This is a genomic window from Paenibacillus sp. lzh-N1 (assembly GCF_002872435.1).
Lineage (GTDB): Bacteria > Bacillota > Bacilli > Paenibacillales > Paenibacillaceae > Paenibacillus > Paenibacillus polymyxa_C.
Genome location: NZ_CP025696.1, coordinates 5,314,404 through 5,339,347, shown reverse-complemented (window position 1 = coordinate 5,339,347; position 24,944 = coordinate 5,314,404). Strand labels below are relative to the sequence as shown.

The window sequence follows — 24,944 nt, the reverse complement described above, 5'->3', positions numbered from 1 at the left end:
GGGAACGGCCCTTTTGGCCTAAGTCATTACAGATTCCCATTTGTCCACTTTTTTACTTAAGAACTCCTGAAGCTCCCCCTCGTTGTTGCTTAGCTTATAAAATAAAGAAAGGGCAACCAGAATCACGTCTGCACATTCCTCTTTGACATCGGAAATATTCAATTGCTTATATTCGCTTCCGTTTGCATTCATATAAGACAGCATGGCTTGAGAGGTTTCTCCTACTTCTTCGGATAGTTTAAGAACCATCTGCTCTAATGTCTTCTTTTCGTGGGTGCTCAAGTATTGGATTTTCTTTAAAAGCTGCTCCATTTAACAACCTCCTAACTATTTTTTAAAATCTTATTATAACAGACTTAGATCTAGTTCTTTGAAGCATTTCATACGTTAAAATTAGATCAGACTGACTAAGTACTTGATATATATAGATGTCTATGTAATAATACTTGTATGTTAAAAAATAATGCAGCTGCACTTGTAGGAACCATTAGGGACTCGATCAATAAATTAATTGTATCTGAGCTCGAATCCTATGGAGTTGAAGGAATCGTACCTACCCATGGTGGAATACTGATGTTCCTGTATCAAACGGATGGACTTTCGATTAAGGAATTGACGCAAAAAATTGCTCGTCAACAGCCCACAGTCACTGTTTTAATCGACAAGCTAGTAAAATTGGGGTATGTGGAAAGGAAAAAAGAAAGGGAGGATAGCCGAGTTACTCTGATCTATCTTACCGAAAAGGGGAAAGAGCTGGAGCCTATATTTGAGGCGATCTCTAATAAATTAAAAGAAACTATTTATGGTGGTCTCAAAGACGAGGAAAAAAAACAACTGGAATATCTGTTGGAGCATATAAAAAACAGGTTTTAAATTTTTTTTGAGTAAATGTATAGATATCTATGCAAATGCCAAAATAACAATAAAATATCTGGAGGTCATGAAAATGAAACATCTTATCATCTATGCTCACTCTAACGCTGAAAGCTTTAACCACGCGATACTGGAAACGGTTGTAACTACCTTGAAGGAAAAAGGTGACGAAGTCGTTGTACGCGATCTGTACGCTCTTGATTTTCAACCGGTATTAAAACCTGAGGATACGGCTGCGATGAGAGCTGGACAAACGCCGGCTGATATCAAAGTAGAGCAGGAATATATCTCGCAGTCTGATACGATTACGTTTATTTCACCCATTTGGTGGACAGGTCTTCCTGCGATCCTGAAAGGTTACGTTGATCGTGTATTTGCCTACGGCTTTGCATATACGGCTGGTGCAGAAGGGATTAATAAGCTGCTTACAGGTAAAAAAGGGTTTATCGTGAATACACATGGTACGCCCAACGCGATCTACGATGAAATTGGTATGACCGCAGGATTGAAGCTCACATCAGATACGGGTATTTTTGATTTTGTTGGAATTGAATCGGTCGGTCACTTGCTGCTTGGAAGTATCGGCTACCTTGATGAAGATGGTTACAAAGGATTGTTGAAACAAGTACAAGACACGGTTAAAACGGTGCTGTAAAGTTAGTTCATATTCGTTCAAAAGCGTAGGACATTCTTTAAACGATAAGGTCAACCAGCATTTACGGGTTGGCCTTTTCTTACAAATGCTAGTACTTTTCCAATATAGTCCAGACAACGATCTGATCCTGCTTGTTATTATGGGGATATACAAAACTAGCCTTCGTACGATTTATTTTGTCATAATATACTATGGCGTTTAGGCTTTGGGCAGAGTCGTAGCTTTGATCCACGAAATGGTTGCCCAATTTATTTTTCACATCCTCAAGTTTCTGAAGTTTGTGGCCACTGATGCTAGAAAATTCGCTCTCGGACAAGGTTTGCAGTTTCATAATCTCTCCACTAGAACTATAGACAATTAAGAAATTTTCAAAATATCTGTGATCGGCATCTTTTGTGTGTTTATCGTTAAAATCGGGGTTCTTTTTATAAGCAGTCAAATCAATCTTCGCAATATTCTTGCTTAGTGGAATATTGTTTATTGACAATTCCGATAGATCCGTTGATTTTACCGACATCTCCGTCCTTAGATCTTTTGTGAAATATGCCATTAAAGCGATCAGGATAACAATACATATAATGAAGCTTTTTTTGGGGATTAGCTTAAGCATAGTTTGAAGACTCCTTCACTATCACAGAGATTAGCATGGTTTATTTTATCGCAAATACTGGAATATACTATTTATTGTATCGAGTCAATGAATGAGATTAAAGTATTTTTTGTTCTCGGCCTGAGAGATCTCTGGAGGTGAAGGGGGAGGATAATAATTCACAAATATTTCATTGTTATTATTGTTGGCAATTCTTTATAGTACATAGTATCCATATTTAGTTTAACGTCGAGATAATGGAATTAATTTCCCCTTACACCGAGATCATCTGCATGTATCCAGAACAAGAATTACGGCAGCGCTTACGGGAGTAAGGAAAAAGGCGATGTGGCAATAGAAATAGAAATGCCTGATGTGGTTAATTGAGCTTTCTTTGAATATGATGAATGCGGATTCTAGTGAAAAATAACATAATGTGAGGGTGTACTGGGTGAGATATAAAATCATAGCAGATAGTTGCTGCGACTTAACGACAGAGCTTAAAGAAAAGATGCAAGTAACTACGATTCCATTAAACATGACATTGGGTGAAAAATGCTTCATAGATGATGATACATTGGACTTGCCTCAGTTTATGGAAGAAATGAAAGCCTGTACAACCAAGATTGGTTCCGCTTCACCGTCACCTATGCTATATAAGGAAGCCTTTCAAGGCGCGCATACTTCTTTTGCCATTACATTATCCAGCAACCTGTCCAGCTCGTATTCCAGTGCATTGGTCGCAAAGGATATGGCGGAAGAAGAAGGGGCAGATGTTCATGTATTCGATTCGAAAAGCGCATCGGCTGGACAACTCTTGTTAGCTCTAAAATTACGCAAGCTGATTGACGAAGGATATCATAAAAGCGAGATTATCTCTTCTTTGGAGAGCTTTATCAGCAAGATGAAAACCTATTTTGTGTTAGAGAATTTGGATAATTTGGTCAAGAACGGACGAATGAATAAAATTACTGGAAAGATACTTTCATTCTTGCATATCAGGCCTATTTTAGGTTCAGACGGTGACGGAAACATCGCATTATTTACTCAAGCCCGTGGTCAGAATCAAATCATTGAAAAGTTGGCAGATACCATTGAAAAAAGTGGTCGGAGTACCGAAGGAGAAAGCATCGTTATTACTCATTGCAATAATCCCGGACTGGCACAAAAGTTAATGAATACCTTGAAGAACCGTTATCAATTTAAAGATATTCATATTGTGCCCACCAGGGGAATTAGTTCAATGTATGCCAATGACAAAGGGATCATTATCGCCTTTTAAAAAGTATTCAGGGTTTATCCTCGTGCGATGGATAAACCCTTTTTAGTATATTGGGGCTTTGCATGAGTCTAAGCCTATCCCAATTTTCTAATGAGAACAGAGGCATTTACGCTGGCTTGAGTTCCTCCGGCCTGTGTTTGCAGGGTAACAGCAGCAGTAGAGCTATGGTTACGCAGAGTAAGGACATCACCGCATGCCAAAGCAAGGATGGCTTGCCCGGTGTTCTGCTGTGTCCCGGCTCCTGAGCCGTACACGGTTCCCTCAGCCGGTGCGCCATTAATAAAGATGGCGAATTGGTTGGGCTCTACTCCCGACACCGAAAAGCGGACTTCATACTTCCCTGCATCGGCTACAGCAATTTGTGTAGTCCCTGGAAGGTGAGCAATCCCAGGTGTAAGTATGCCGTTCGTATCGAAAATAACCTCCCCTTCAATCGAAACGAGTTGGGGCCTCACATTATAAATGTAACCGAACTGCGCTAAATCACCTGTGGTTCTGGAATTCCCTTCAGCATCTTGATTAATATTCACACGTACAACTTGCTTTTTGACAATGATGTCTTTACCAAACGATTTCCGTTTCGAGCGGCCTCTTTTTTTGGGGGGCATTTCCTCAAACTTTTTTTCTAGCTTATCAAACCAGGCACGGACAAAAACATCTTTTTTACGGCCTTTTTTTCGGTTCAATTCAGGACGACCCAATACAAACACCTCCATATGGTTTGTTGTATAGTACTCCATTCATCTAGAGGAGGCATGGATATCTGTCCTGTGTTTCATAGGAAACAATCTATTTTGACTAAAAACAGGCTTCTGTACAAGGTACATTCGTCTAGTATGTAAAAAGTACCTCCAAATGTATCCTTGGTTGTCATCTAAGGATACACTTGGGGTGCCAGTAGTAGGTTAATATCATGATGAAGCGGTTTGAAGCCGCTTTTTGCGTACATATAGGGCGTACAGGATACCGCCAAGCAGGCACAGGATACAAGCAAATCCCGCCAGTAACCAAGCTGAAGCAACTGCTCCTCCACGATCCATACTGTTTCCAAGCCATAAGGGCAGCAGGGCACCTCCGACTCCGCCTGCACCGATAAGCAGGCTCGTAGTCGATTCTTCTGTGCCTGGCATCATTTTGCTGGCAAAAACAAGAGCGATGGAAAAGATGCCGGACATGCCGAGTCCCAGCAGTACGATAAGGACAAAGGCACCAGCAGTGCCTTGGATCAACGGGAACACACACAGCAGCAGGGTCGCTGCCAGTGAGCTCAGAGCGACAAAGACACCGTAGCCGTATCGATCGGCAATGTAGCCTGTAAATAACCGTCCGAAGGCCATTGCCAACCAAAAGCAGGTGACACTGAGTGCTGCTTCTGCTTGTGTGAGACCGAGTCGCTCGATAAACATGGAGGGCAGGAAATTGGCCAGGCTCATCTCAGTTCCTACGTAGATAAAGAAAAAAACGATAAATAATGCAAGTAGCTTCCAATTGCCTATAGGGCTGCTATTAGAAGCCTTTACGGTAGGTGACTCCAGTGAATTAGTGGAACGCTTATGGTTGTCACCTCGGTGTTCCTGTTCGTCCAATAGAGCGTCCAGTGTGCCGAAGGACCCACGCAGCCAAGCTATAGTGGCTACGGCTGCAAACAAGGAGATGATGGGAAATGCCAGTCGCCACCAACCTAGAGCAATGAATTGGCTAGCGATAGCGGGCATAGCCAAGGCGCCGATCCCGAAAAAGACTTCCAGACGGCTCATAGCCGCGCCCGTTCCTTGAGTAATACCTCCAATAACAATAGTACCAATGAGTGCTTCTACCATCCCAAAGCCAAATCCGGCTACTGCCCCGACGGCATATAGCCAGCCCCAGGGCGGCAGAAGTGAATACAGCACTTCAGCCGCACACAGCAGGAGTAGGGCAAATACCAGACTTCGGCGTTTGCCGAACGTCCGGGCAAGCCACGGTGACAGTAGAACTCCAGCCAGAAAGCCGGAAAATTGAGCGAAAATCAGGCTTCCGCCATCCGTATAGGTTCTACCGTAATGCTCTAGCAACACGGGCAGTAGGGAGCCTACAACCACATGTGCTAGACCAATTAAAAAATAAGACAAGCTGCCGATCCATAGTAGTCGTTTCATGATTAACTCCTTTGGTACTAAATTACCTTTATGCAGTAAAGTGAGTGGTATAAGTCAGATTGAATTGATTAGGATAGCTCCAGCACTTGAAAGCCATAGCCTTCAATAGAAATATCTCCTTCCAGGAATTTTCCGCTGATCAGCTCTTTTCCTTTTTGGTCATCCAGATGATATTGCTGTGTCTGGGCATTATGGTTGAGAACAAATAGATAAGACTTTCCATCTTTGGACCGCATAGTGGCTTCTATGCCCGCAGGAGCACGCAGCAGGGATGAAATCCCTTTTTGCTCACAAATGTAGCCCAGCAGACCATCAAGGAAAGGTTCCTCAGGGTCAGTAGCGACATACCACGCTTCACCTTGACCAAAGCGATTGCGTGTCAGTACTGGCATGCCCTGATAGAAATCATCGCCGTATTCCGCCAGCACCTCGGCTCCTTCGCTATGCAGCAAGTCGCAGAGCAACTCACACTTATATTCACCTTCTAATACGCCCACTTTTTCTTTCAATATAATGCGGTTGTGTGATTCAGGCAGAAGCGCATCAATTTCCTCCACCCAGATCCCGAGTAAATTACGCAGTTTACCAGGATATCCTCCGGTTGTAACCAGATCGTTTTCATTTACAATGCCACTGAAAAAGGTCGTTAAGAAGGTGCCGCCACGCTCTGTGAATTGTTCCAGTTTCTCAGCAGTACCCGGCTTGACCATGTAGAGTACAGGCGCGATAATGAGATCATATTTTTGGAAATCTGTATCCACAGAAATCAGGTCTACCTGTACGTTACGCCGGAAGAGGGTAGCATAATACTTATGCACCTGATCCAAGTATTTCAAGGCGACAGAAGGGCCGCTTGACTTTTCCAAAGCCCACCAATTGTCCCAATCAAACAAAATAGCTACTTTGGCATGAACAGTCGCGTCAAGCAGCGTGTTGCCTAAAGCGCCAAGCTCATTGCCAAGCTGTGCCACCTCGCGAAATACACGTGTGTTCTCATGCCCGGCATGCTCAATTACGGCCCCGTGGAATTTCTCGCAAGCACCGATCGAGCGGCGAAGCTGGAAAAACATGACCGTATCCGCGCCATGTGCTACAGCCTGATAACTCCATAAACGCATAACGCCAGGCCGTTTAAGTGAATTATACGCCTGCCAATTCTGTTGGCTCGGTGTTTGCTCCATCAGCATAAAGGGCTGCCCATCCTTCAAGCCGCGCATCAGGTCGTGCGCCATCGCCGTATAGCTTATCGGGGTATTAGCCCCGGGATAGCTGTCCCAAGATACTATATCCATGTGCTTAGCCCACTTAAAATAATCCAGTTGCTTAAAAAAGCCCATCAGATTGGTTGTTACCACGGCATCGGGAATATGTTTTTTAATCGCGTTATATTCCAGCAGGTAGCAATCCAGCATACTGTCTGAATTGAAGCGCGCATAATCAAGGGATATGCCCTGAAATGTGGAGTGATTTTCTCCCCAATGCTCACTCAGATTATTTGGAGGTACAATTTCATCCCAATCATAGAAGGTGTGACCCCAGAAGGAAGTATTCCACACCCGGTTTAGCTCTTCTAGTGATTCGTATTTTTGTTTGAGCCATACCCGGAACGCTGCGGCACAATTGTCACAATAGCAATCCCCGCCATACTCATTGGATACGTGCCACACGAGGATTGCGGGATGGTCTTTGTATCGCTCTGCAAGTCGGTCAGCCATCTGCTCTGCGTATATTCGATAGGTTGGACTGTTCGGACAAGAGTTATGTCGTCCTCCGAATTTTCGCTTACGCCCGTCAGCATCGACCCGAAGAATGTCGGGATAACGGGTAGCCATCCAAGCAGGATGCGCTGCCGTACTAGTAGCTAGACAAACGAAGATATCGCTTTCATAAAGATTATCAATCAACTGATCCAGCCACTCAAAATGATATGTGATTTCGTCAGACTGAATTTTAGCCCATGAGAAAACGTTGAGTGTGGCGATATCAATTCCTGCCTGTCTGAACATCCGTAAATCCTCCTGATGCGTGGCCTCATCCCATTGCTCAGGATTGTAATCCCCACCGTAAAATACTTTAGGAAGTTTGCTGCTTATCATGCCAATCACCTCTGTATATAAGAATAATCCTATCTTATAATACAAATAAATGCTTTTAAATATAATAAAATGAACATGTATATAACAATATGGATCTACATGAGAAATAGATACCGCATACGCCGGAGGTGCTTATTATGATTTTGACTCCCCATCATTTGCGATTTTTCCTGACTACTCGTGAGCACTCTTTACCCCTTTTTATTGAAAGTATCGGATTTAATAGCAGACAGGAGGATGTTTCCCGTCCAGAGGGCTATCCTTGCTTTCACTGGATTCAGACGGTGTCAGGTGAGGGGATGTTTACATATAAAGGGGGAACCTTCCGTTTGGGTGAGCAGTCCGGGGTTCTGCTACTGCCTGGTGAAGCCCATGCATACAGACGGGCGACCAAGGTATGGCGAACGTTATACATTACATTTGACGGACCCATCGCCGCGGCTGTATTGACTGCACTCGAATTGAAGCATACGCGAGGGTACCATTGGGACCCGGATAGCGAGCTGCACAGCTTTGGGGAAAACATGCTACACTCCATGGTTAGTGAACGTGATTTGTCTGGATTAGATGCTTCGGCCAATATGTACCGTTTTCTGACTCTGCTGCGTAAACATGGACAACATAGCTCGATGCCTTCCTTATCTCACAATGTGGAACGTTTAACCCCTGTACTGACCTTTATGGAGCAAAATTATGCCAGCCCAGATGTGGGTTTAAGGGATATGGCCGTTATGATGAATGTCAGCGCTCGTCATTTAAATACATTGTTTAAGCAAGCGTTCGGTGTGACTTCGTATGCTTATCTGATTGTAATTCGGTTGCGGAAGGCTAAGGAGATGATGACAGAGTATCCGCAATTAACGGTAAAGGAGATTTCTGAGCGCGTAGGCTTCCGGGATGTCAGTCATTTTGTGGCAACTTTCCGCCGGGCGGAAGGAATTACGCCGGAAAGGTTCAAAATACTGTATACATAAGGGTATTTTATCGAAATACTCTTTCTTACTCGGGAATGCTCTTTTTAGGGAGCATTCCTTATTGTTTTTTTCTGGATGAGGGAGTATAAAATAATAGTTCATTTGTTTCATCAATCTGATGTGCAGGTGACATAATAAATATCCGATTCATATTTCTTTTGCAAAACCCTCATCCAAAGAAGGAGTCAACGAAATGCTAAGTAAAGTCAAAAGGTTATTAATCGGTCGTCCGCGAAAATCGACGGCCCTTGAAGATGAGAAACTGAATAAGCTCAAGGCACTGGCCATTCTGTCCTCAGATGCATTGTCCTCTGTAGCTTACGGAACGGAGCAGATTCTGCTGGTTTTAATTACAGCGGGCTTTGCTGCCCTATGGTATTCTATCCCTATATCCATTGCGGTATTGGGTTTGCTTATCATTCTGATCCTATCGTATAGACAGACCATTTTTTCCTATCCTGGTGGTGGGGGAGCCTACATTGTTGCACAGGACAATTTAGGAAAGAGTCCGAGTCTGATTGCAGGCGGCTCTCTGCTGGTCGATTATATTCTAACGGTAGCTGTTAGCTCATCGGCAGGTACAGATGCCATTACATCGGCGTTCCCATCGTTACATGATCATCGAATCGCAATTGCTTTAGTGATGATTATCTTTTTGACTATTATGAACTTGCGCGGGGTGACGGAATCTGCCTCGGTGCTGGCTATACCGATTTACTTATTTGTTGTTGCCATTTTTGTTCTGATTATTAGTGGTATCATTCACTATCTGGCAGGAGGAGCCCATGCGGCGGCGCCGCAATTTGGAGCTACGGTATCTAACGTCAGTCTGTTTCTCTTACTAAAAGCATTTAGCTCGGGCTGTTCGGCGCTAACCGGTGTAGAAGCTGTCTCAAATGCCATTCCGAACTTCCGCAAGCCTGCTGCCAAAAATGCGGCAACTACATTGATGATGATGGGCTTGATTCTCGGCTGTATGTTTATCGGAATTAGTTTGCTGGCTTATTGGTACGGTGTTCGTCCTAATCCGCAAGAAACAGTGATTTCGCAAATTGCGAATGCTACTTTTGGGCGCGGTGTGATGTATTACATCATTCAAGGCGTGACGGCACTTATCTTGTTTTTGGCGGCCAACACAGCTTATTCAGCTTTTCCGTTGCTCGCTTTTATGCTCGCGAAAGACAAATACATGCCGCATATGTTCATGGTTCGTGGAGATCGACTCGGCTATTCTAACGGCATCCTGTTTCTGAGTATCTTCTCGGCATTGCTGGTCATCGTTTTTGGTGGCAACACAGAAAACCTCATCCCGCTTTATGCCGTAGGGGTATTTATTCCGTTTACCTTGTCACAGCTTGGTATGATGATTCGGTGGATTCGGCTCAAACCAGCTGGCTGGGTCGTCAAATTGGCTATTAATACGGTCGGGATGCTAACCACGCTGTCAATTACGCTTATCTTTATCTTTACTAAGTTTAGCCAGGTATGGGTAGTCTTTATCTTCCTGCCTTTGGTATTATATTTCTTTATGAAGATTAATAAGCATTACAAAAATACGGCTGAACAGCTGCGCATTGATATCACAAAGGACAAACCTATGGTCAAAGGCAACACGATTATTATTCCGGTGGCAGGCATTACACGAGTCGTCATGAATACCATCAGCTATGCCAAAACTCTGTCGGACAATGTGGTTGCCGTATATGTAGGTGTGGACGATGAAGCGATTCAAAAAATGGAACAGAAGTGGGAAGAGTGGGATGTGGGTATACGTTTAGTAGTGCTGAGATCGCGTTATCGCAGTATCATTAATCCGCTTCGCAAGTTCATTGATACAGTAGAGTGGAAAAAAGCAGACGAGGATCATATTACAGTTCTCATTCCACAATTTATCACTAAACACTGGTGGGAAAATATACTGCATAATCAGACCAGTTTGCTGATGAGAGCCTATTTGATTAACTACAAAGATGTCATCGTAACGACCGTACCTTTTCATTTAAACAAATAGAGAACAGCTGATTATAGCATGATAAAATCAACACTTTTTGACCGCATCTTGGTGTGGTCAGAGGGTGTTTTTTTACATAATGGGGATATTTACTTGAGTGATACATTTTGTGTATTATAGATACAAAATGTATCATTTGAATTTGTTATGGAGGGATACGATGCCCGAAGACAAGGGGAAGATGGAACAAGATAAGTTGCAATTTGTAGATACGCTAAGGGCGCTGGCGATTATGGGAGTGTTACTTGTGCATGTCAGTCAGCATGTGGACGGATTAAACGGTTGGTTGCAAAAAGGCTTGAGCATAGGAGCCAAAGGAGTCGCTTTATTTTATATGGCCAGCGCTTTTACGCTGTTTTTATCCCTAAGCAGGCGTTCGAGTGACAAGAGAGAAGGAATGGCGGCCTACCTGTTGCGTCGTTTTTTTCGGATTGCACCCTTGTATTACGTGATGCTAGGAATCTATTTAGCTGTGAATGGGACGGGTCCACGATTTTGGCTTGGGGATCAGGAGGGGGTTACTGCCACTAATATTGCAGCCCATGTTCTGTTTTTGAACGGTCTCAATCCGTATTGGATCAACAGCATTATCGGTGTGGAATGGTCTATTGCGGTGGAATGCATGTTTTATCTGTTTATCCCTCTCTTATTTAAGTTGACTCGATCGGTTCGCCATGCGACTTGGTTTGTCATGATGGTGCTTGTGGCAAGCTTTGGGCTAAATACGGTGTTTGCTCAATATCCACTAATTAGTGATCACTCTTTATGGGGGCACTATTTGTATTTATGGTTTCCGAATCAGTTGCCTGTCTTTGGACTGGGTATATTGTTGTTTTTCATTTGGAAAGACGAGCGTCATTGGAAAAGTGTAGACGCGCTCAGTGGCGGCTTGCTGCTTGGTACTGTGCTGTTTGCGTTTTTTGGAGGTATGGCGGATTATCTCTTAGGTGTCGGGTTGTTGCTGGGAGCGTATGCTTTGTATCATTGGCAGCCGATGTGGCTGCTTAATCAGGTGTGGTCATGGATCGGCCGCCTCAGCTATAGCATGTATTTGACGCATATGCTGGTCCTGGGGCTAATCATACAGATTAAATTACCGTTTGCTCCTTTGGTCAGCCTCACACTTATGTTCATCATGACGTTGCTAATCACCGCTGGACTTTCCTGGTTTACCTACATATGGATAGAACAGCCCGGCATCCGATTGGGGAAAAAGCTTATATCACGTATAAAATCTGTACGCAAGCAGGAAGATTCGGTCAAAGAAAGTGTTGCCTAGTTGCAACTTGAAGCAGCATCAGATAACATTTGGTTGAAGTGCTTGAATAAATCTACGAAATTATTGAAAAGACCCCTTGAAAAGTAGCTCCCAGCCCTTTATATTCGATGTACATCCAAGTTTTTGAATACACCGATGAGGTTTGTTGGAATTGTAAAGGAGATGCACGTATGCTTTTGGAGCCACTCGGCTTTTTATTTTTCTCTACACTGGAAGGAGTAGCTGTTTTTGCGCTAATTTTAAGTATCTTTAAAGTTAGAATGACTCCCTATCTATGGCAGGCTATTTTTGTAAACCTGATTATGAACCTGCAAAGTTATTTGCTCCGAGAGGAATTTTCACTTTCATATTTGGTACCTGTCATTAATATGCTGCTTTTTATTTTTTTACTTGCTACGGTGGTGAAGATCCCGATTGTTTGGTCAGGTATTATGACAGTTACCGGTTATTTTGCATATGCCGTTATTCAATCGGTACTCCTGAAGGCTATGTTCGGTAACCTGCCGATTTCTGAGCTGCAGAACGGGTCCTTGAAGGGCTATCTGTTACAAGTGGTTAGCGCAGCAACAGGACTACTTATTTCATTTATATTGTATCGAAAAGAGATCGGCTTTTCCCCAAATTTCAAAAAGCTTAAGTTCAAAGAGGAATATGGCATTGTTATTACCTTGATCATTCTGTCTCTCATTTCAACCTCTATTGTGCTTTACTATAGCGAAGTATGGTTGAGTATGATATTTTTTGCACTGGTATCGGGATTTTTTATCTACTATGCAGTCGGAAAGGAATACCGAGATGATTGAAACGATGGCCTTCAAAATTGCTAACCAGATTAAACGTATTGTGCCTGATCATCCGGCCTCCGTCCCAGTGCTTAAATACGCACTCGCTCTCATTCTGAATGCGTCTATGATCATCTTGTTGACACTATTCGCCTCATTCTTCACGGGGCGGATGGTAGAAGCTGCAACGATTCTCGTTGCTTTTGCTTTGCTGCGCCAAGTATCTGGTGGTATTCACTTGAAAACGGGTATGGCATGTGTGTTGGTGACCTCTGTAGCTTTTACATACATATCTTGCATTTCCTTAAATAATGGGTTGACAAACCTGTTTAACGGAATCGCGCTCATTCTTGTTTTATGCTTTGCCCCGTCCAGAATTGAAAAGCAGTCGCGCATTCCAGTCCGGTTTTATCCCCTCTTGCGATTGTTATCCTCCTTGCTTGTATGTACAAATTTTGTTATTGGTTCTTCTGTAGTGGCTGTTGCTTTTTTGCTTCAAAGCCTAACATTGATTCGGGGAAGGAGGTGAGTGGAATGATGAAAAAAGTAGTATACGGGTTAGCCACATCGTTGTCTATGTTTGCGACATTTGCTGTATCGGTGGCAAGTTATGTGTATGTTTATCAAGGGGATACACCCGAAGAACTGCTGAAATAAGCAAAATGCAGATTAGAAAAAATAATACATAAAGCTGCTTTAAAGCAGCTTCTTTTTATGTAAAAAAACAGGCGCTCTACGAAAGAGCGCCCGAATGGGAGAGGAGAAACCGGACGAAGAGCTTATGGGGAAACGTAAGTCTTCTCCGCGGTTGTCTACGACATTGGTTGAATGCCGATATCCTAAGGATGCCCAGGAGATGGTTTTTTATACCTGCTTCATCACTAAGTTTTTCAAACGGCGGTGCATGTGGTACGATAACGTCATAATCTTTATATGGTTATGAACACATATAGAAAATAGGTGAGTTTCAGCGTGAGAGTGGTATCGGGTAGTGCCAAAGGAAGGCCGTTAAAGGCAGTTCCCGGCACCGGGACGCGACCGACCACGGATAAGGTCAAGGAAGCGCTATTTAGCATGATAGGTCCTTATTTTGATGGAGGAGTCGCGCTTGATTTGTTTGCTGGCAGTGGCGGCCTGGGGATAGAGGCGCTTAGTCGGGGAATGGACAAGGCAGTTTTTATTGATATGGAATCCAAAAGCATTGATGTCATTAAAGAAAATTTGCGAAAAACTGGATTGGAAGGAAAGGCAGAAGTGTTCCGCAATGATGCCGGACGAGCGCTCAAGGCGCTGGCAAAACGTGGAGCTCTTTTTGATGCTGTTTTTCTGGACCCGCCTTATCGTCTCAAGCACGGGGATGAATTGATGAGCCGCATGGCAGAGTTGGACTTGCTTCGTTCAGGTGCAATCATCGTACTGGAGTATGAATCGGGACATGAGTATCCGATAAGTTTCGGACCGTTTGAACAGGTTAGAAAAGCGGTCTATGGTGAAACGGCGTTATCCATTTATCACTTTGCAGATGATGCTTTGTCAGACGCCGAAGAACATACAGAAGCCGAAGGGGGCAAATTCGGCATCACCGAATCAGACGGGGAGGACCATCATGATTGAGCACAAACCACGTGTTGCCGTATATCCGGGAACCTTTGATCCCGTGACGATGGGGCATCAGGATATTATTCAAAGAGCGGCCCGACAGTTTGATTTACTGATTGTCGCGGTTCTTAACAATATTAGTAAAAATCCGCTGTTTTCACTTGAGGAGCGAATGGAGCTGCTGCGGACGGTAACTCGCGATATTCCGAACGTTGAAGTGGACAGCTTTCGTGATTTGACAGCTAATTATGTACGTCAAAAAGGGGCTCAGGTTATTGTCAGAGGAATCCGGTCAGTGACCGATTTTGAATATGAGCTGCAATTGGCCTCTACAAATCATAAGCTGAACCCGGATGCGGAAACGATCTTTATGATGACCAATCCGGCTTATTCATATCTGAGTTCCAGTATGGTGAAGGAAATTGCGCATTTTGATGGCAAGGTCGTAGATCTGGTGTCACCAGAGGTGGAAGACGCACTGCGTGCAAAGGTTAGCGCGAATCGCGGTGGCTCCACCATGAAGTCATAAAGGAAACGGCGAGCAGAGCAAGTATAATCGTACTTAGAAGTACGACGGACAGTACGGTCAGTTGCCAGGGGTACATGGATGTTCCTTCTATTTGTGTTAATAAACTGCTGGCTCCGACCATGACAGATTGTACACCAGAGTCATTTACACTTTCCGAAAAAGAAGATACAGAACTGCGACTGATGTAAGCAGGAATTGTATTACTGACAATGTGGCTAAGCGGAGTCCATGCCGCCAAGGTCAGTCCAAAAGCAATGATCCCATGGAGCACTCGTGATAAGGTGAAGGTGATGCCCTTGTCGGAAGGTCTGGTGACGGCGGTAATTTGAAGCCAGCCGCACAAGCCGCCCCAGCCTAACACAGCGCTGATCAGCGCTGCTTGTGTACGGAGATCGTTGGGCAGACGGCTGATTTCATAGGAACCCAGATGGATTTCCATCCAGGCAGGCCACACCATAGAAAGCGTCACTTGACCTGAGTATAGGGTTAGCAGCCGAATCAGTACGGAAAAGAAAATAATGAATCCACCTGTCACCATCAGCGTCTGTACAGCATGGGATACGGTTTCGCCTAACAGTTTTCCAAAACTGCGACCGTCCCGTTCTTTGGCAGAGCGGGTAGCTTCCCATGCGGATCGGATCAGGGAGGTGGTAGGGCGGGAAACAGAAGCGCGCCGGATGGCAGCTGGCGTTTCCCGTTTTTTCGATTTTCTGGACGATTCAGGTAATCTGGCTGTGATCCAGCCTGCCAGCAGCCCAGAAATCCAGTGAACGGCAAGTAACAGCCCGCCTACAGCAGCATTGTGCAGCAGTCCTGTGCCAATGACGAGCAGGATCGTAATCGGATTGCAGAAATGAGCGATAGCCGTAAGACGTCGAAGCTGAAGCGGGGTCATATCCTCCTGCTGTGCCCATTGGCGTACCGCTTCCGCAGCAGCTGGGAATCCCGCAGTTAGGCCGAGGGCCAACACCCAGCCGCTTCGTCCTGGCAGCCGAAACCAAAATCGCATGAACGGCTCCAGCAGAACACCTAGACCATGTACCAGACCAAAGGCGATGAGCATTTCAGATAGCATCAAAAAGGGCAGCATGGCCGGGAAAATAATGCTCCACCATAACTTAAGCCCCTGGGTAGAGGCTTGAAATACTTCTTCTGGTGAGGCGACAATAGCCACTACAAGCAAAATGGCTCCGAGGCCAAGCAGCAAGGTTGTCCAATAAGGAGCAGGGCGGGCTTCCTTTTGCATCAAAGAGTTCACCTCTCATAAATATACTAAGGAGAGTCGGATGCTGTCTCCAGCGTTTATTCACGTTCATTGTCTGGGTAGAGGTTGCTCGTACACGTTGTCGTAAACAATGTATGCTTTTTTGGAAGGCTTGAGAACAGGTGGTGCAAAGGCACTTGGGTAAGATAGGAGAAGTTAGGCTGCAAGGGGGAGAAGCAATGATGCAAATTAACCGGAAAAGAGCCTTTTTTACAACCGGTTATGTCTTAATACTGGCTGCAATGGTCTATGTGCTGGTTTATATGCCAACCCCTTATCTGATCTATGGACCAGGTGGGGCAAACGAGATCAAACCGATGGTTAAAGTACAGGAAGGGGATAGCAGCGAACGGGGGAGTTTTATGATGACGACGGTATCGGCGAGATATGCCAATGTCATCATGCTAGCTATGTCCAAGCTGGACAGCAACTCGGAGATTCAGCGCAAAGAGGATCGTCTGCATGGCAGAAGTGAAGATGAATATGCAGCAGAGCAGGTATGGTATATGGGGGATTCCCAATCTTCCGCGATGGAGGCTGCCTATACCCGTGCTCATGTTCCCTATCGCATTGTGCCGGATTATGTATATGTATTTAAGGTTCCGGGACCGAACAGCGTGTTTGAGCCCGGAGATGAAATATTAGAGTTGAACGGTACGAGGGTAACTGATAATCATTCCATTCGGAAGGCCTTGGAGGATGAGAAACCGGGAACGCTGGCTAAAGTGGAGCTAAAGCGCGATGGAAAGTTGCTGGCAGTGCAAGCTCCATTAACAACCATCACGGACAGTGAGACGGGAAAAGAACGTTCCGGGTTTGGCGTCAGTATTGCCACGGTACAGAAGGTAGAGCCGAAGGATGGACGTAAAACGATTCATTTTACATCCACGGATGTCGGTGGTCCTTCAGCAGGTTTGATGTTTACTATGGAAATCTATAACCAGCTGACACCAGGTGACTTAAGTAAGGGATATCGTGTAGCCGGTACGGGTACTATTGATAAGGACGGTCAGGTTGGAGCGATTGGTGGTGCCAAGTATAAAATTGTCGCTGCTGACCGTCAGGGCGCGGAATTGTTTTTCGTCCCGGCGGATAATTATAAAGAGGCTAAAGCCAAAGCAGAGCAAATCGGAACCCAGATGAAGCTTGTCCCGGTTCGCAAGCTTGGCGATGCGCTGAATTATATGGAAAAGCTGCCTATTAAACCATAACGGGGGGCCGTAAGTAATCAGCATACATGTGACGGATGGCGGGACGCGGCATCCCGGCTGCATGTATGGCGGCGGCGGCAGTATCCCAGTCCAGATGGGCATGTGACCCGGCAGACGGCTTGACCCATACTGGCAGGGCGGCTGTGTCTTTCATTTGCGCCAGCAGCTTGCGTCCAGCCCTGTTAAAGCCGAGCACGCGGATATAGCCGGGACCTTTCGCCAGCTCAGCGGGAGTCATATCGGCTTTGGCATGATTCAGCAAAATATGTGTACACATTCGCTGAAGCTTCGTACGAGTATAGCGTTTTGTCTTGACAGCGGCAAACAGAGCCTCCACAGAGGGCTGGGGCAGCGTGTACAGCGATTGCTGCAGACGGTGCTCCAGTCCTTCGGTGACCTCGTGCAGCTCTGCCAGCTGCTGCGGGCTCCGCGTGATCAGGGCGTTCAGCAGTGGCTGGCAGAACGCTTCCCAATGCAGCGGGGCGCGTTCTTCTTGCCACTCGCGCTGCAAAATCTCCAGGGTCGCCGCAGGTACGTACGGCGATGCGGCCTCCGGCCCGCCGTCCAGCAGCAGACGGCGGATGGCCGTGGCGCTGGCGATGACTCCGTCCGCAGGAGCCACGGCTTCGTGGTAGCCCGATCCCGTGCGGGCTACCGTGAAGGGCTTGATCGTGCTGCCCAGTCGTTCCAGCGCAATCAAGTAATGCAGCCCCAGCGTATTGTTGGGCTGCTGCATGAGAGCGGCGAGCGCAGCGCCGTCCGCTCCTTCGGCCGCCAGCGCGGCTGCGGCTCCCGCGTAGGCGGCGGGATAGCTCGCGCCCTTGCTCAGGCGCTGGGCGATGCCGGCCTTGAGTTCGGCCGGCTCTGCCGCCAGCACACGGGCCAGCGTGTGCAGCGGGGCGATGTCTCCGCTCTCGCTGCCGAAGCAAAGCGCATCGACGATGCCCGTCGCGCACAGCAAGGTCACCGCGCCGCGGGCAAACCATTCTGCGGGCTGGACAGCATAGGCTACAGGCAGCTCCAGAACCAGGTCTACGCCCATGGCGAGTGCCATTTCGGTGCGCGACCATTTGTCTGTAATCGCGGGTTCGCCCCGTTGAAGGAAGGGACCACTCATCACAGCCACCGTGCGCTGTGCACCAGTGATACGAAGAGACTCCTTCCAGTGATGGACATGTCCGTTATGCAGGGGATTATACTCTACAATGATACCGAGTGTTTTCAAAACTGTATGTCGGCTCCTTTCTTTAGTAGCTTATTTGATAACTATTTTGAGTGGTTTACTACCAGCGAATGCATGTTTTCAGGGCAGCTATCTGGTATTTCATCATGCACTTCAACAAGACCATTGAGACCTAGAGCAAAAAGCTTTATACTCGCATTATTGTACACGAAGAGTGGCGGGGGTACGAATACTCACAGGTACATGATGAATACAACACATTTTTTCATCCGCATAGATCTTACCGAACCATTGGAAAACCAATGGATTTGTAAGTGGTGTAAAGTGAAAGGTGTTGACAAACGACTCGATCAGTCGTTATAATAATTTTTGTTTGTTTGGAGTGATAGTGATGCAACTATTTTTTCGCAAAGTAGCAACAAGTGACGGTCCCTTTCCTATCCGTGAATCTCTTAATGTGAGTGAATTGGTGGATGATCGTGCTGATGTTACAGCCGTTTCCCCGCTGGAGACCGACTTGGTCGCCGTTAGTCTGGGCCAAGGCTCGATGAGTGTGGAAGGCACGTTGACCGCAGGTCTGGACATGCTTTGCTCACGCTGTTTGAGCCCGATGCACGAGGATTTGAAAATTGAATTCCGTGAACGGTTTAAGCAAACCTCATCTTCAAGTGTTGAAGAGGAGGATGAAGATGGCGATTTTATCGCAGTGACGGAGGATTCCTTCGACATTGCACCGTATTGTGAAGAACTGTTTGTACTGCATGTGCCGTTTGCGCCTGTATGCAGTGAGGATTGTCAGGGCATCGCGCCAGCGGCCGGACAAGACTGGAGCCTTGGCTCCGATAACAGTAACGATGGTGATACGGAAAAGATTGATCCGCGTCTGGCAGGGCTTAAGGATTTTTTTAAATGAGAATTGAGTTCAATTCTGAAAAAAATCATCATCCGCTTGTGCCGGGAAGTTATTGAACCGATACGTGGATGTTGCATGCTTGATTCACCGGCTGTAAGATCATTGTCTTCTGGCATTTTCTTTCGGTCTTGAATGAGATAAGAAGTCATACCCGTTATGCGGGGTTGATCTGTTTAAGGAGGTGGGAATAATGGCAGTACCTCAACGGAGAACATCCAAAACTCGTCGCGACAAACGTCGTACTCACTTTAAACTGGAAGTACCAGGTATGGTGAAATGCTCCGAATGTGGCGAATTGAAACTTGCTCACCATGTGTGCAAAGTTTGCGGAACGTACAAAGCTAGAGAGATCATCTCTCAATAATGTCCGATAAGCGGATTCTTTGGAATATTCGCAGAGAAAGTAGCGCTTCACTACAGTGAGGCGCTACTTTTTTTATCAGCATGCTTTCTTTTTGCGTCAGCATGCTATATACTGTTTTAGTACCAGGTTCTAAGAAAGAAGGTCCTAAGAGGTTCCTTTATACATACAAGAAGACAAACCGGCTTGAAGTTTAGCCGTTAGAACGTAAAGTAACCTGAACTGTCGGCTGAACGGCAGTTTACTGTAGGGAAAGGAGGCGTCACTGATATCGAACGTTTGCCGAAGAGACAGAGACAGCAACGGCTGACTCAATTAATTGATGATAATCCGTTCGTGACGGATCAGGAATTGACAAGACAGCTGAAGGTAAGCATTCAGACCATTCGGTTGGACCGGATGGAACTGGGGATCCCGGAATTGCGGGAGCGGCTAAAGCTGATGGCTGAGCGCTCCTACGATCAGGTTCGTTCCTTGCCTTTACATGAAGTAATTGGGGACATCGTTGATCTCCAGTTGGATCGAAGTGGTATTTCGATTTTTGAAATTAAAGAGGAACATACTTTTTCACGCACAGGCATTGCACGAGGACATTATGTGTTTGCGCAGGCCAATTCATTGGCCGTTGCCGTAATTAACGATGAGATAGCATTGACCGCTTCAGCGGATATTCGCTTTGTTCGTCCGGTTCATTTGGGTGAAAAATGTATTGCCAAGGCATATGTACGCTCAAATCCAGAACAAAAAGGAAAGGCCAAAGTGGAAGTGTTTGCCTACGTAGGAGAAGAAATGGTGTTCCAAGGCAACTTTGTCATTTATCGCTCCACGGAGGAAGAGTATAGCGAAGGAGGAAGTCAGCATGCGGATCGCCATTGATGCCATGGGGGGAGATAATGCTCCTGAGGCGACAGTAGAGGGCGCGTTATCTGCGGCGGTGGAATGGAAGGATACAGACATTACGCTGGTTGGTGACCGGGAACGGATTGAATCGGTTTTGAACGGCAGGGCGCTGCCGACGAACCTCACCATTCGCCATGCGTCCGAAACGATAGATGCGCAGGACGAGCCTGTAAAGGCAGTGCGGCGTAAAAAGGATGCCTCAATGGTCGTAGCGGGTCGAATGGTTAGAGAAGGTGAAGCGGATGCCATGATATCCGCAGGTAATACAGGCGCTCTGATGACTACAGGATTGCTAGTGGTTGGAAGAATGGAGGGCATTGAACGTCCGGCTCTCGCGCCGATGATACCGACGATTGATGATCAAGGTATACTGGCGCTGGACTTGGGGGCCAATATGGATGCCAAGCCTGAACATCTTGCCCAGTATGCACTGATGGGGAGCTTGTACCGTCAGAAGGTTCACGGATTGGCTTCTCCAAGAGTGGGTCTGCTGAATGTTGGGACTGAAGCAGGAAAAGGCAATGAACTGACAAAATTGGCATTTCCACTTATTGAGCAGTTACCTGTCAATTTTGTGGGGAATGTTGAATCCCGAGATGTGTTAACCGGAAATTGTGATGTATTGGTGTGTGACGGATTCGCCGGAAACATTATGCTAAAATCGCTAGAGGGAACAGCCGGAGCGATATTTTCTCTCCTTAAAAAGCAGTTTACCAAATCTTTAAAGACCAAGCTTGCAGCGGCCTTGATTATGCCTGAACTTCGGGGTCTGAAGGGGAAACTGGATTATAAAGAGCACGGCGGGGCTCCTTTGTTGGGGTTGAGCGGACTCGTCTTAAAAAGTCATGGTTCGTCTGATGGCATTGCCGTCAAAAATGCGGTAAGGCAGGCTCGTACGGCCTTGCAAAACCGGTTGGTGGAAAGTATATCCAAGGAAATCAGCAGGAAGTGAGTGACGATATGAATAAATTACGGCCGGTTGGTGTTATCGGAACAGGGAAATACGTACCTGAGAAAATTCTGACCAATAAAGATTTGGAAGAAATCGTTGAAACAAGTGATGAGTGGATTGTTAGCCGTACAGGGATTCAGGAGCGCCATATTGCTGCTCCAGAGCAGGCTACATCTGATTTGGCTTATGAAGCAGCAGTTAAGGCGTTGGAGTCTGCGGGTATGACGGCACAAGATCTGGACCTGATTATAGTAGCTACGGTTACACCAGATATGGCATTTCCGTCAACTGCTTGCATTCTTCAGGACAAGTTGGGGGCCAAAGGCGCAGCGGCTTTCGATTTGTCTGCTGCATGCTCGGGTTTTGTGTACGGGCTGGCTACGGCAACGAGTTTCATTAAGACAGGTATTTATAACAATGCGTTAATTATTGGTGCAGACTGCCTTTCCCGGATTACAGATTATACTGACCGCAACACCTGCGTTCTTTTCGGAGATGGAGCAGGAGCTGTAGTGATTGGTGAAGTACCTGAAGGTAGAGGATTCCAATCCTTTGATCTGGGGGCTGAAGGCGCTGGAGGCACCTTGCTCAAGTTGGAAGCTGGGGGCTCACGTTTGCCTGCGAGTGCGGATACACTGGAAAATAAACAGCACTATATTTACATGAACGGACGCGAAGTGTTCAAGTTCGCGGTTCGCGTTATGGGAACAGCAACGGTTGATGTGTTGGAGAAAGCTGGGATGTCCAAAGACGACATCGATCTGTTCGTTCCGCATCAAGCCAATATCCGAATCATCCAATCCGCAATGCAACGTTTGGATTTGCCAGAGGAAAAGGTAGTTATTAATGTTAATAAATATGCGAATACATCCGCAGCATCTATTCCTCTCGCTCTTGTGGAAGCAGCTGAGGAAGGCCGCATGAAGGAAGGCGACCGTATACTAATGGTGGGCTTTGGCGGCGGTTTGACCTGGGGTGCGTCGGTTCTTATCTGGTAATTAAGTGGCAGTTTTGATATAATATTGAATTTGTCTGGTGTTTTACAGAAGAAGCATTGGATACAGAGAGGTGCATGCACGATGGGCAAAACGGCATTTATATTTCCCGGTCAGGGTTCACAAGCTGTAGGTATGGCTAAAGATGCTTATGAAGCAGTTCCAGCTGCAACAGAAGTATTCCGTAAAGCGGACGAACGTTTGGGTTTCGCGCTAAGCACACTGATATTTGAAGGGCCTGACACAGCCTTGAAGCAAACATCCAATACGCAGCCTGCACTGTTAACGGCGAGCATTGCGTTGTATGAAGCGTTCAAGGAAAAGGGCATCCGCCCTGATTATGTGGCTGGGCACAGTCTAGGAGAATACAGTGCGCTAGTGGCTTCCGGTGTTCTCACATTTGAGGATGCAGTTGAGACTGTTCGTGCACGTGGTCAGTTTATGGAGCAGGCCATTCCTGATGGACAAGGCGGGATGGCTGCTGTGCTGGGAGCTGATCGTGAAGCATTGGCAGCATTGTGCCGTGATATTACGGAGTCTGGCCAACTGGTTGAATTGGCCAACATCAACTGTCCCGGACAGATTGTTGTATCCGGTACAAAGGCGGGTGTAGCTGCCGTCGCTGAACGTGTGAAGGAAGCAGGCGGTAAGCGTGCTATTACTTTGGAGGTCAGCGGACCTTTTCATTCGTCATTGATGAAGGAAGCGGCGGACAAGCTCTCCGGTAAATTGGAGACTGTGAAATTTGCTGAAGCCCAGATTCCGGTTGTGACCAATGTGACAGCAAAACCTGTACGTGAGGGAAGTGAAATTCGCCAACTGTTGGTGGAACAGGTCTATTCTCCGGTACTATGGGAAGACAGCGTAGCATGGTTACTGGAACAAGGTGTGGACACCTTTGTTGAGTTTGGACCGGGAAGTGTTTTGACCGGACTGGTTAAAAAGATTGACAAAACGGTTAAGCTGTATAACATGAGTAGCCTGGAGTCGTTTGCTTCTATAACAGAAGCCCTGGAAGCCCGCTAAAAGTATTAATGATTGCCTTTACGGGTTAAATACTTGCAAGGGAGGACTATGATGTCTAAGCCATTGAGTGGAAAAACAGCGCTGGTTACGGGAGCGTCGCGCGGAATTGGCCGTAGTATCGCACTGGCGCTGGCTGAAGCAGGGGCTAATGTCGCAGTAAATTATGCTGGTAGCGAAGCGGCTGCGACTGAGGTAGCAGAGCTGATTCGTGCCAAAGGTGTAGAAGCTATTACAGTTCAGGCTAATGTGGGACGTGCTGAAGAAGCTGATCAGTTGATCAAGGATGTAATTGGCGCTTGGGGCAAGATTGATATCCTGGTGAATAATGCTGGCATAACAAGAGATAATTTAATCATGCGGATGAAAGAAGAGGAATTCGATCAGGTGATCGAAACGAATCTTAAGGGTGTGTTTAATTGTCTCAAGGCGGCCACACGCCCAATGATGAAGCAGCGTTCTGGACGAATTATCAATATCTCTTCCGTTGTTGGTGTACTTGGTAACGCAGGACAAGCCAACTATGTCGCTGCTAAAGCGGGAGTGATTGGTCTTACTAAATCCTCTGCTAGAGAGCTTGCCTCAAGAGGAATTACAGTGAACTGTGTGGCTCCTGGATTCATTGATACTGAAATGACGCAGGTGCTGGCTGATGATTTGCGTGACAATATGCTTAGCGGTATTCCGCTGGCCCGTCTTGGACGGCCTGAGGAAATTGCAGATGTGGTGCTATTCTTGGCCTCGGATGCTTCCTCATATATGACGGGCCAGACTTTGCATGTGGATGGCGGCATGTATATGTAGTTCTTGTTGCCAATCCGCATGCCCCGATGGAGAGTAGTTAATGAAAACTCTCTTCTATGGCATTTTAATTGTAATTTTCGTATAATACCATAAGGAGGAGGTGAGCCGGATGTCCGATGTATTGGAGCGCGTAAAACGCATTGTCGTTGACCGTTTGGGAGCCGACGAAGCCGAAGTTACACTTGAAGCATCTTTTAAAGATGATTTAGGCGCTGATTCTCTCGATGTAGTTGAATTGGTTATGGAATTGGAAGATGAGTTTGATATGGAAATCTCTGATGAAGATGCAGAGAAAATTACAACTGTAGGTGAAGTTGTGAAGTACATACAATCTCATACCTAATTCATGTCATCAAAAGTCCCGTTCTGTTACAGGCGGGACTTTCTCCTAATTATACAGATTGAACTAAAGACGGAATTGTCGCGTGTTTTTGACTTCATCTCAGCTTCACTTCGTCAAGGGCTGAGTCTAATGCGGCATTACTAACTTTAGTTGATTCTATATTATTTTTGTACACAAGCGTGTGCGAA

General features: G+C 46.1%; 27 protein-coding genes. 20 read left to right on the top strand and 7 right to left on the bottom strand.

Annotated features, from left to right (window positions below):
- Nucleotides 1-18 precede the first annotated feature (18 nt).
- Entirely contained in the window at nucleotides 19-312 is a 294-nt protein-coding gene (locus C0638_RS23605; RefSeq protein WP_013370613.1) for a MazG-like family protein, read from the bottom strand.
- Nucleotides 313-450: 138 nt separating this feature from the next.
- Between C0638_RS23605 and C0638_RS23600 the strand changes: the two genes are divergently transcribed.
- Entirely contained in the window at nucleotides 451-873 is a 423-nt protein-coding gene (locus C0638_RS23600) for a MarR family winged helix-turn-helix transcriptional regulator (protein WP_014599652.1), read from the top strand.
- A gap of 73 nt (nucleotides 874-946) precedes the next feature.
- Nucleotides 947-1,528, top strand: coding sequence for an NAD(P)H-dependent oxidoreductase (locus C0638_RS23595; RefSeq protein ID WP_013370615.1), 582 nt, complete (start codon nucleotides 947-949; stop codon nucleotides 1,526-1,528).
- Nucleotides 1,529-1,616: 88 nt separating this feature from the next.
- Here C0638_RS23595 and C0638_RS23590 read toward each other — a convergent pair whose 3' ends face one another.
- On the bottom strand, nucleotides 1,617-2,138 hold the full coding sequence (locus C0638_RS23590; protein WP_058710942.1) for a hypothetical protein: 522 nt from the start codon (nucleotides 2,136-2,138) through the stop codon (nucleotides 1,617-1,619).
- Nucleotides 2,139-2,568: 430 nt separating this feature from the next.
- On the opposite strand from C0638_RS23590, the gene C0638_RS23585 reads away from it, so the two are divergent.
- A complete protein-coding gene (locus C0638_RS23585; RefSeq protein ID WP_013370617.1) occupies nucleotides 2,569-3,399 on the top strand; it encodes a DegV family protein in 831 nt (276 codons plus the stop codon).
- Between the two features lie 74 nt (nucleotides 3,400-3,473).
- On the opposite strand, the gene C0638_RS23580 is transcribed toward C0638_RS23585, so the two are convergent.
- The 3 genes from C0638_RS23580 to C0638_RS23570 all read right to left on the bottom strand — a co-directional run bounded on the left by C0638_RS23580 (nucleotide 3,474) and on the right by C0638_RS23570 (nucleotide 7,633).
- Complete coding sequence (locus tag C0638_RS23580) at nucleotides 3,474-4,100, bottom strand: BclA C-terminal domain-containing protein (protein ID WP_058710941.1); 627 nt, start codon at nucleotides 4,098-4,100, stop codon at nucleotides 3,474-3,476.
- 210 nt (nucleotides 4,101-4,310) lie between these two features.
- Complete coding sequence (locus C0638_RS23575) at nucleotides 4,311-5,537, bottom strand: MFS transporter (protein ID WP_058710940.1); 1,227 nt, start codon at nucleotides 5,535-5,537, stop codon at nucleotides 4,311-4,313.
- 68 nt (nucleotides 5,538-5,605) lie between these two features.
- Nucleotides 5,606-7,633: a beta-galactosidase gene (locus tag C0638_RS23570; RefSeq protein WP_058710939.1), complete on the bottom strand. Its 2,028-nt coding sequence runs from the start codon at nucleotides 7,631-7,633 to the stop codon at nucleotides 5,606-5,608.
- A gap of 137 nt (nucleotides 7,634-7,770) precedes the next feature.
- On the opposite strand from C0638_RS23570, the gene C0638_RS23565 reads away from it, so the two are divergent.
- The 8 genes from C0638_RS23565 to coaD all read left to right on the top strand — a co-directional run bounded on the left by C0638_RS23565 (nucleotide 7,771) and on the right by coaD (nucleotide 14,807).
- Complete coding sequence (locus C0638_RS23565) at nucleotides 7,771-8,607, top strand: AraC family transcriptional regulator (RefSeq protein WP_013370621.1); 837 nt, start codon at nucleotides 7,771-7,773, stop codon at nucleotides 8,605-8,607.
- 193 nt (nucleotides 8,608-8,800) lie between these two features.
- The gene (locus C0638_RS23560) at nucleotides 8,801-10,618 is read left to right on the top strand and encodes an APC family permease (protein WP_013370622.1); all 1,818 of its coding nucleotides are present in this window, start codon (nucleotides 8,801-8,803) and stop codon (nucleotides 10,616-10,618) included.
- Between the two features lie 160 nt (nucleotides 10,619-10,778).
- Nucleotides 10,779-11,897 carry an acyltransferase family protein gene (locus C0638_RS23555; RefSeq protein WP_058710938.1) on the top strand — a complete coding sequence of 373 codons (1,119 nt, stop codon included), beginning with the start codon at nucleotides 10,779-10,781 and terminating at the stop codon, nucleotides 11,895-11,897.
- Between the two features lie 170 nt (nucleotides 11,898-12,067).
- On the top strand, nucleotides 12,068-12,700 hold the full coding sequence (locus tag C0638_RS23550) for a hypothetical protein (protein WP_058710937.1): 633 nt from the start codon (nucleotides 12,068-12,070) through the stop codon (nucleotides 12,698-12,700).
- Nucleotides 12,693-13,208: an accessory gene regulator ArgB-like protein gene (locus C0638_RS23545; protein WP_058710936.1), complete on the top strand. Its 516-nt coding sequence runs from the start codon at nucleotides 12,693-12,695 to the stop codon at nucleotides 13,206-13,208. Before C0638_RS23550 ends, C0638_RS23545 begins: the two co-directional genes overlap by 8 nt.
- A 5-nt stretch (nucleotides 13,209-13,213) precedes the next feature.
- Nucleotides 13,214-13,336, top strand: a complete 123-nt coding sequence (locus tag C0638_RS23540; RefSeq protein WP_013370626.1) for a cyclic lactone autoinducer peptide — start codon at nucleotides 13,214-13,216, stop codon at nucleotides 13,334-13,336.
- A 315-nt stretch (nucleotides 13,337-13,651) separates the two neighbouring features.
- Nucleotides 13,652-14,293, top strand: a complete 642-nt coding sequence (rsmD, locus tag C0638_RS23530; protein ID WP_025679487.1) for a 16S rRNA (guanine(966)-N(2))-methyltransferase RsmD — start codon at nucleotides 13,652-13,654, stop codon at nucleotides 14,291-14,293.
- Nucleotides 14,286-14,807, top strand: a complete 522-nt coding sequence (coaD, locus tag C0638_RS23525; protein WP_013370628.1) for a pantetheine-phosphate adenylyltransferase — start codon at nucleotides 14,286-14,288, stop codon at nucleotides 14,805-14,807. The genes rsmD and coaD overlap by 8 nt, the downstream gene beginning before the upstream one ends.
- Here coaD and C0638_RS23520 read toward each other — a convergent pair.
- On the bottom strand, nucleotides 14,770-16,053 hold the full coding sequence (locus C0638_RS23520; protein WP_058710935.1) for a hypothetical protein: 1,284 nt from the start codon (nucleotides 16,051-16,053) through the stop codon (nucleotides 14,770-14,772). The two genes, coaD and C0638_RS23520, sit on opposite strands and share 38 nt — an antisense overlap.
- A gap of 197 nt (nucleotides 16,054-16,250) precedes the next feature.
- On the opposite strand from C0638_RS23520, the gene C0638_RS23515 reads away from it, so the two are divergent.
- Nucleotides 16,251-17,282, top strand: a complete 1,032-nt coding sequence (locus C0638_RS23515; RefSeq protein ID WP_058710934.1) for a SepM family pheromone-processing serine protease — start codon at nucleotides 16,251-16,253, stop codon at nucleotides 17,280-17,282.
- On the opposite strand, the gene C0638_RS23510 is transcribed toward C0638_RS23515, so the two are convergent.
- Nucleotides 17,272-18,507, bottom strand: coding sequence for a nucleotidyltransferase (locus tag C0638_RS23510; RefSeq protein ID WP_058710933.1), 1,236 nt, complete (start codon nucleotides 18,505-18,507; stop codon nucleotides 17,272-17,274). The two genes, C0638_RS23515 and C0638_RS23510, sit on opposite strands and share 11 nt — an antisense overlap.
- A gap of 349 nt (nucleotides 18,508-18,856) precedes the next feature.
- Here C0638_RS23510 and C0638_RS23505 point away from each other — a divergent pair, with 349 nt between their 5' ends.
- The 8 genes from C0638_RS23505 to C0638_RS23470 all read left to right on the top strand — a co-directional run bounded on the left by C0638_RS23505 (nucleotide 18,857) and on the right by C0638_RS23470 (nucleotide 24,756).
- Nucleotides 18,857-19,378, top strand: a complete 522-nt coding sequence (locus C0638_RS23505; protein ID WP_058710932.1) for a YceD family protein — start codon at nucleotides 18,857-18,859, stop codon at nucleotides 19,376-19,378.
- Nucleotides 19,379-19,568: 190 nt separating this feature from the next.
- Nucleotides 19,569-19,742 carry a 50S ribosomal protein L32 gene (rpmF, locus tag C0638_RS23500; RefSeq protein WP_013370634.1) on the top strand — a complete coding sequence of 58 codons (174 nt, stop codon included), beginning with the start codon at nucleotides 19,569-19,571 and terminating at the stop codon, nucleotides 19,740-19,742.
- A gap of 276 nt (nucleotides 19,743-20,018) precedes the next feature.
- On the top strand, nucleotides 20,019-20,615 hold the full coding sequence (gene fapR / locus C0638_RS23495) for a transcription factor FapR (protein WP_014599659.1): 597 nt from the start codon (nucleotides 20,019-20,021) through the stop codon (nucleotides 20,613-20,615).
- Nucleotides 20,599-21,591: a phosphate acyltransferase PlsX gene (plsX, locus tag C0638_RS23490; RefSeq protein ID WP_058710931.1), complete on the top strand. Its 993-nt coding sequence runs from the start codon at nucleotides 20,599-20,601 to the stop codon at nucleotides 21,589-21,591. The genes fapR and plsX overlap by 17 nt, the downstream gene beginning before the upstream one ends.
- An 8-nt stretch (nucleotides 21,592-21,599) precedes the next feature.
- Nucleotides 21,600-22,589, top strand: a complete 990-nt coding sequence (locus C0638_RS23485; RefSeq protein ID WP_013370638.1) for a beta-ketoacyl-ACP synthase III — start codon at nucleotides 21,600-21,602, stop codon at nucleotides 22,587-22,589.
- Nucleotides 22,590-22,670: 81 nt separating this feature from the next.
- Nucleotides 22,671-23,612, top strand: coding sequence for an ACP S-malonyltransferase (fabD, locus tag C0638_RS23480; protein WP_025676844.1), 942 nt, complete (start codon nucleotides 22,671-22,673; stop codon nucleotides 23,610-23,612).
- Between the two features lie 51 nt (nucleotides 23,613-23,663).
- A complete protein-coding gene (gene fabG, locus C0638_RS23475; protein WP_013370640.1) occupies nucleotides 23,664-24,413 on the top strand; it encodes a 3-oxoacyl-[acyl-carrier-protein] reductase in 750 nt (249 codons plus the stop codon).
- Nucleotides 24,414-24,522: 109 nt separating this feature from the next.
- Nucleotides 24,523-24,756 carry an acyl carrier protein gene (locus C0638_RS23470; RefSeq protein WP_007429985.1) on the top strand — a complete coding sequence of 78 codons (234 nt, stop codon included), beginning with the start codon at nucleotides 24,523-24,525 and terminating at the stop codon, nucleotides 24,754-24,756.
- Nucleotides 24,757-24,944: the final 188 nt, after the last annotated feature.